General features: G+C 39.8%; 4 protein-coding genes. 3 read left to right on the top strand and 1 reads right to left on the bottom strand.

Translation table 11 applies throughout. The features are described 5' to 3' along the window. Nucleotides 1-663 precede the first annotated feature (663 nt). Entirely contained in the window at nucleotides 664-1,593 is a 930-nt protein-coding gene (mdh, locus tag DDZ16_RS12740; RefSeq protein WP_109264853.1) for a malate dehydrogenase, read from the top strand. A gap of 199 nt (nucleotides 1,594-1,792) precedes the next feature. Continuing rightward, nucleotides 1,793-2,542: a head GIN domain-containing protein gene (locus tag DDZ16_RS12735; RefSeq protein ID WP_232526663.1), complete on the top strand. Its 750-nt coding sequence runs from the start codon at nucleotides 1,793-1,795 to the stop codon at nucleotides 2,540-2,542. 347 nt (nucleotides 2,543-2,889) lie between these two features. Here the strand turns inward: DDZ16_RS12735 and DDZ16_RS12730 are convergent, their stop codons facing one another. Next, a complete protein-coding gene (locus DDZ16_RS12730) occupies nucleotides 2,890-4,065 on the bottom strand; it encodes an AI-2E family transporter (RefSeq protein WP_232526662.1) in 1,176 nt (391 codons plus the stop codon). A 294-nt stretch (nucleotides 4,066-4,359) separates the two neighbouring features. On the opposite strand from DDZ16_RS12730, the gene DDZ16_RS12725 reads away from it, so the two are divergent. After that, nucleotides 4,360-5,787 carry a hypothetical protein gene (locus DDZ16_RS12725; protein WP_109264852.1) on the top strand — a complete coding sequence of 476 codons (1,428 nt, stop codon included), beginning with the start codon at nucleotides 4,360-4,362 and terminating at the stop codon, nucleotides 5,785-5,787. Nucleotides 5,788-6,074: the final 287 nt, after the last annotated feature.

Raw genomic sequence — 6,074 nt, 5'->3', positions numbered from 1 at the left:
CAGTGTAAAATAAGGCCGATCGCTTTAAGATTCACCAATCAAGATCGGCCTTTTTATTGTTAAATAAATCACAGCAAATATATGAAGAAAATTCGACTATCATCCCGAAAGGGGTGAGTTGCGTCTGTTTACCAATCTTCAAATCAAGCACTTAGGCTTTGTAAGCCTGACGGCTATGCCCTTTCAGGGACCCGGTGCCGGGAGCATGTTTAACCCCGGGACATTTGCCCCGGGGTTATTTAAGTTCGCCCCCTGCCTCCCGGCAGGCAAGCTTATCAGGGACTTGATGGATTAGCCCTATTTGTGTCATTCACAAAGTATGTGATTTACAGAAAGAACCTAATTGTTAATATCATCGCAAAACCAAACTACAGCCAAAATAAATGTATTCTGAACAAACCGTCACCACCTTCTGTTTGAAGTTTGGTGACGGTTTGTTGTTTGGGATTATTAAAGAGTTTTAGTTTAAAGTAACACAAAAAAATGAAGAAATTTTTCTTCAATCAACAGGGCTTGGCTATCTTTGTCCGGACAAAAATTACGTTGTTGTTCTTTTTTTAGCCCTCGTGATCAGAGGTCTCTATGAAAATCAAGGGGCATACACGAAGTGGTTTTTTTGAATTAAGAAATAGAGAAAGTTATTAAATTTCAAAAGTATTATTTATGAAAGTTACCGTTGTTGGCGCCGGAAATGTGGGCGCTACATGTGCCGATGTATTGGCTTATCGAGAGATTGCCAATGAAGTAATCCTGGTTGATATTAAAGAGGGGGTTGCTGAAGGGAAAGCCCTTGATGTATGGCAAAAAGCCCCCATTAATCTCTACGACACCAAGACTACGGGTGTGACCAACGACTACTCCAAAACTGCAGGTTCTGAAGTAGTGGTGATTACTTCCGGTCTGCCACGCAAGCCTGGAATGACCCGGGATGACTTGATAGAAACAAATGCCGGTATCGTAAAGTCTGTTACCGAACAGATTATTAAGTATTCTCCAGATGCCACCATTGTTATTGTATCCAATCCTTTGGATGTGATGACTTATCAGGCTCATATTTCTTCAAAAAATTCACGTAATAAGGTTATCGGAATGGCTGGTATTCTTGATACTGCCCGGTACCGTGCCTTTTTAGCTGAAGAATTAAATGTGTCACCCAAGGATATTCAGGCTGTTTTGATGGGCGGTCATGGAGATACTATGGTGCCTCTTCCGCGTTACACAACAGTTGGTGGAATTCCTGTTACTGAAATGATTGCGAAAGATAAGCTGGATGCCATTATTGAACGCACTAAGTTTGGTGGCGGAGAATTGGTTAAATTGATGGGTACCTCAGCCTGGTATGCTCCCGGATCCGCTGCTGCTCAAATGGTAGAGGCCATTGTTAAAGATCAGAGACGTGTATTCCCTGTTTGTGTTAAACTGGAAGGTGAATATGGTATTGATGATTGCTATCTTGGTGTTCCTGTTATTCTGGGTAAAAACGGAGTAGAGAAGGTGATTGAACTTGATCTTAACGAGGATGAAAAAGCGCTTCTTGAAGACAGTCGCCAACACGTAAAAGAGGTCATGTCAGTACTGGATCGCCTGAGCTGATACGATTCTCCTATTGCTTTAAAAAAACAGACTTACCGGGGTTCTTTTTAACCCCGGTATTTTTTTTGTTCGTTTTCGAACAGATCAAATACACTATCGCACAGTATCTTTGAGGTAATAAAATCTGTTAGGTGTTTTAAGTGGATTGTTTATCAGGTTTTTGATGTGTTTGGCCTGAATTGTGTTGCTTTATTGAAAAATGATTAAGGAGGAAAAAACCATGTTACGTCGTATTATAATATTAGCCATTCTTGTTATCCCGATAGGGATGATAGGTTGCGTTTATGAGAATAATGGAAATTCTTATAAAAAGGATAGGGGTGAAGCGGAAACCCGTCAGGTTGAAAATTTTTCATCTATAGAGCTGGAGGGAAATTATGTTGTGAGACTGGAGAATTCAGACACCTGTTCGCTTGAAGTATTTGCAGATGAAGAATTGAACAGATTGATCATCACAGAGGTTAAGCATGGGGTTTTGAAAGTGGTAACGCTGGAGGAAAAGCTTTGGGATAATTATGATACGCCCGAATTAATTATAAAGGCTCCCTCTCTTGAGAATATCGAGGTGAGAGTATCGGCAAAATTTGTTTCTGATAAACCCTTTAAATTTACTACCCTTAAAATTGAAAGTGCAGGTGCTTTTAAAATGGATATGGAACTTGAAGGTGAGATGCTTGAGGCAGATTTGTCAGGTGCTTCAGATTTGGATTTAAGAGGAAATGTGAAAACAGTGAAGCTCGATATTCCCGGGGCTGGCAAGATCTCAGCCTATGAATTGAAAACTGAGAATTTTGACCTGGATCTCTCAGGTGCGGGAAAAGCTAAAGTTTATGTTTCCGAACAATTGAACGTAGACCTTTCAGGAGCCTGCTCTGTCAGCTATAAGGGTAACCCGGCTGAGGTATTTACAAATATTTCCGGTATAGGGCGGGTTAAGGAAGCCGATTAGCAACTTTATAGATTTTAATCATAGTGGCAAGTCAAGCATATTCTGACGGCCCAAGCCTTGGTCTTTCGACCTTGTGCTTCTCAAAAAAATGACTCACGTAGCTACGGCTATGCTTACTTTTTGTTGATTTGCACAAGGTGATAAATAGCGTCGGCTTACCCGATATTCTACATTTGACTTGACACTAGTAGTGCGATCACAAAATACTATTTCATATTTCACATCCCTTTTCCCTTCCTGCATCGTTAAAATTTTGCAACGTAGCTATGGCTATGCTTTAAAGTTTTGCCTTGCAGAAAGAAAAAATGAAAGCAAAATATTTGAAACACTATTTAGCGAACGCACTACTAGTGGTTTGTGCCCTCCTGCTGCGGAGGGTTTTTTTTACTCGCCAGCGGGCCTGAATTTAGAGGTTCTTTGATGATCAGGCGCCGGTAATAAGAGATGATAAGTGTGGTTAACGGCAGGGCCAAAAGCATGCCTAAAAGGCCCATAACAGAACCCCATATGGAGAGTGAGAGCAGGATGATGGCGGGATTCATATTGTATGCTTTTCCCATGATCCTGGGCACCAATACGGTATCCTGTAAAACCTGAACGATAGCAATAACAATGAAGACTGACAACAGTATTTGCCAAAAACTATCACCGGTTTCCATAGATTTAAGCAGTGCCAGAAGAATGGCCGGCAGAAAGCCAATTACCTGGAGGTAGGGGACTATATTCAGGACCCCGATGAGAAGGCCCAGAGTAATACCCATAGGAAGGTCTATGATCTTAAAGCCGGTGGCCATAAGAATGCCAACTGTCATCGCAATCATGAATTGATTGCGAAAATAGATGCGCATGGAGATTTTCAGATCCTCTGCAATCTCCTTTGCCAGAGGCCGGAACTTTTGGGGAATCAATTTGGGCCAGTCAGATTCCAGCTTTGGATAGTCAATCAGGATAAATATTAAATAGAGTAAAACAATCAATAAACCTAATGTGCCAAATAGAATACTCAGAGAGCCGGAAAAAACTTTTAGTAATGGTTGCGAAATGTCTTTTAATGTTTCGGTTATGTCTGTAGTGTTAAGCAGTTTTTGAAGATCCTGGCGGGCAAGCATGTCCCTGAGCCATTCGTCAATGCCGGCAGGAAGCATGTCGTGGTAAGAGGTGTTTTGAAGGTATGATTTTACAAGTTGGGCCATTTTTTTCATTTCACCCATGAATTGGGGAATTAACCACCATAAGACTACCGTGATAATAAGCGAAAGAAAAAGCAGTGACAAAATAACTGAAATACCCCGATGACGGATTTTTATTTTGGTTTGAACAAAATTTACTAACGGATCGATTAAATAAGCCAGTAATACGGCAATAAAAAAGGGAACCAATACGTTGCTTAAATATCTGACGAAGAGTATAAGTCCTGCGATGACGAGCCCTGCAATGAGCATGCGGACCACTCTGTCGAATGTATAAGGTTTACCGGAAAAAAAATTATCAAGATTATTATTTGAATTATGTTCTGATGCCATTGGTATAATTTATGTTATGAAACAAGCAGCCAAAATCGGCTTGCATGTTGATTCGTTGGGTTAACGATTGATATGTAGGGTTCTGAAAGTTTTTTTCAAAGATATAATGGATTTTGAAACTTAAATATAGAACAATCGTAGAATTTCATTGTTAATATTTGTAAAAAATAGTTCGACTTTAATAAAAAAACCATTGCGTTTTCCTGAATCCTTACTTATTTTGCACATTAGATTTTAGTAGAAAAGGGAAGAATAAATATTTTGGGTAAGTTGTTGATTTAGAGATTTAATTGTATGTCGTCACGGATTTGTGTCATAGTTTGTTTGTTGGCTTTCGCGATTTTTGAGAGTTGCGAGAGAGAATACGTGTTCCGTGGTGAAAGCGAGGACCTTTCATTTAGTGTTGATACGTTGGCATTTGATACTGTTTTTACTTCTGTGGGATCTACCACTAAAAACCTGAGGGTTTATAATCCTGTTCCCGATGATGTGGTAATTGAAGCCATTGAACTGGTAGGAGGTGATGACTCAGATTTTATAATGAACGTAAATGGAACAGCCGGTAGTATGATCAGGGATATTCCTTTGAGAGGAAACGATAGTCTTTTTGTTTTTGTTGAGGTTAATGTCAATCCTACTTCGGAAAATACCCCTTTTGTCGTTTCGGATTCCATCTTCTTTTATACCAAAAATAAAATTCATAAGGTCCAACTTTTGGCCTACGGACAAAATGTAGTGCCTTTAAGGAAGGAAAACTTGACGTCCACTACTTTTACAAATGAAAAGCCTTACTTAATTTATGACTGGGTGGTAGTGGACAGTGCAGAAACACTTACCATCGATCCAGGGGCCAGACTGCATTTTCATAAAGATGCCTTTTTAATTGTGTTTGGATCTATCCGGGTAAATGGTGAAATTGACAATCCCGTTATGTTTTCAAGTGACAGGCTTGATGAATGGTATGAAGACAAACCGGGTCAATGGGGTTATATTCAATTGATGCCCGGAAGTAGTGAACACCACTTTAATAATGCAATCATCAAAAACAGTACTATGGGACTGGTGGTTGATTCCGTTGGGGTAAAGGATGATGAACCACCTTTGAAGTTGAATAATGTAAGAATTGAGCATATTTCTTCGCAGGGGCTCATTGCCCAGAACTCCAGAATTGAGGCCTCTAACTCTGTTTTTGCTGATTGTGGGAGTGCTTCGGTAGCACTTACTGTTGGAGGCCATTATGAATTCTACCACTGTACAATAGCCAATTATTTCAATTGGGACTTTCGCAGTACACCGGCTGTGGTTATTTCCAACTATTTTACCGACAATAATGATAAATTGGTTAATCCAAAATTGAATGCCGATTTTTTTAATTCGATAATTGTTGGACGGAATTCGAATGAAATACGTCTTGACTTTAAAGTGAAGGCAGATCAGGATCTTGCAGACTGGGTTGATGTAAATTTTTCTAACTCCATGCTTAAGGTTGGGGAGAGTGAAATAGAAGTTTATTCGCACACTTTTAAGGATGTTTTATTAAATGAAGATCCTGCCTTTATTGATGTTTCTAAATATAATTATCAGTTAGATTCCCTCTCCTTTGCTCAGGACATAGGGAATGTGGAAATTGCACGACAGTATCCAAAGGATGCCCTTGGTGTTAGTCGATTGGAAGATAAAGGCCCGGATCTGGGTGCTTATGAGCGTGTGGATGCACAGTGAAGCGGTCACAGCCTTGGATTATTGCGATTAGCGAAAGCAGTGTCAAGCTTGCTTGAGCAATGCTGAGTGTAGCAATAATCATGAAATAATTTTTTTGATTCCCCGCCTACCGGCAGGCAGGCTTTTTTGTATCAAGACAAAAAAGGAATTGGGGTTCAAGAGGCAAAGCCCCTCAATATTTTGAATTAGGTAAATAACCGGATATTCATTTTATATGATTTTTAGTAGTGTCGATAAAGGTGTTTTTGGACACCTCTTACATTGAGAAATGCAGTTCAGGTACTTTC

The organism is Marinilabilia rubra (genome assembly GCF_003121985.1).
GTDB classification, from domain to species: domain Bacteria; phylum Bacteroidota; class Bacteroidia; order Bacteroidales; family Marinilabiliaceae; genus Marinilabilia; species Marinilabilia rubra.
This window is presented reverse-complemented; position numbering and strand designations above follow the sequence as displayed.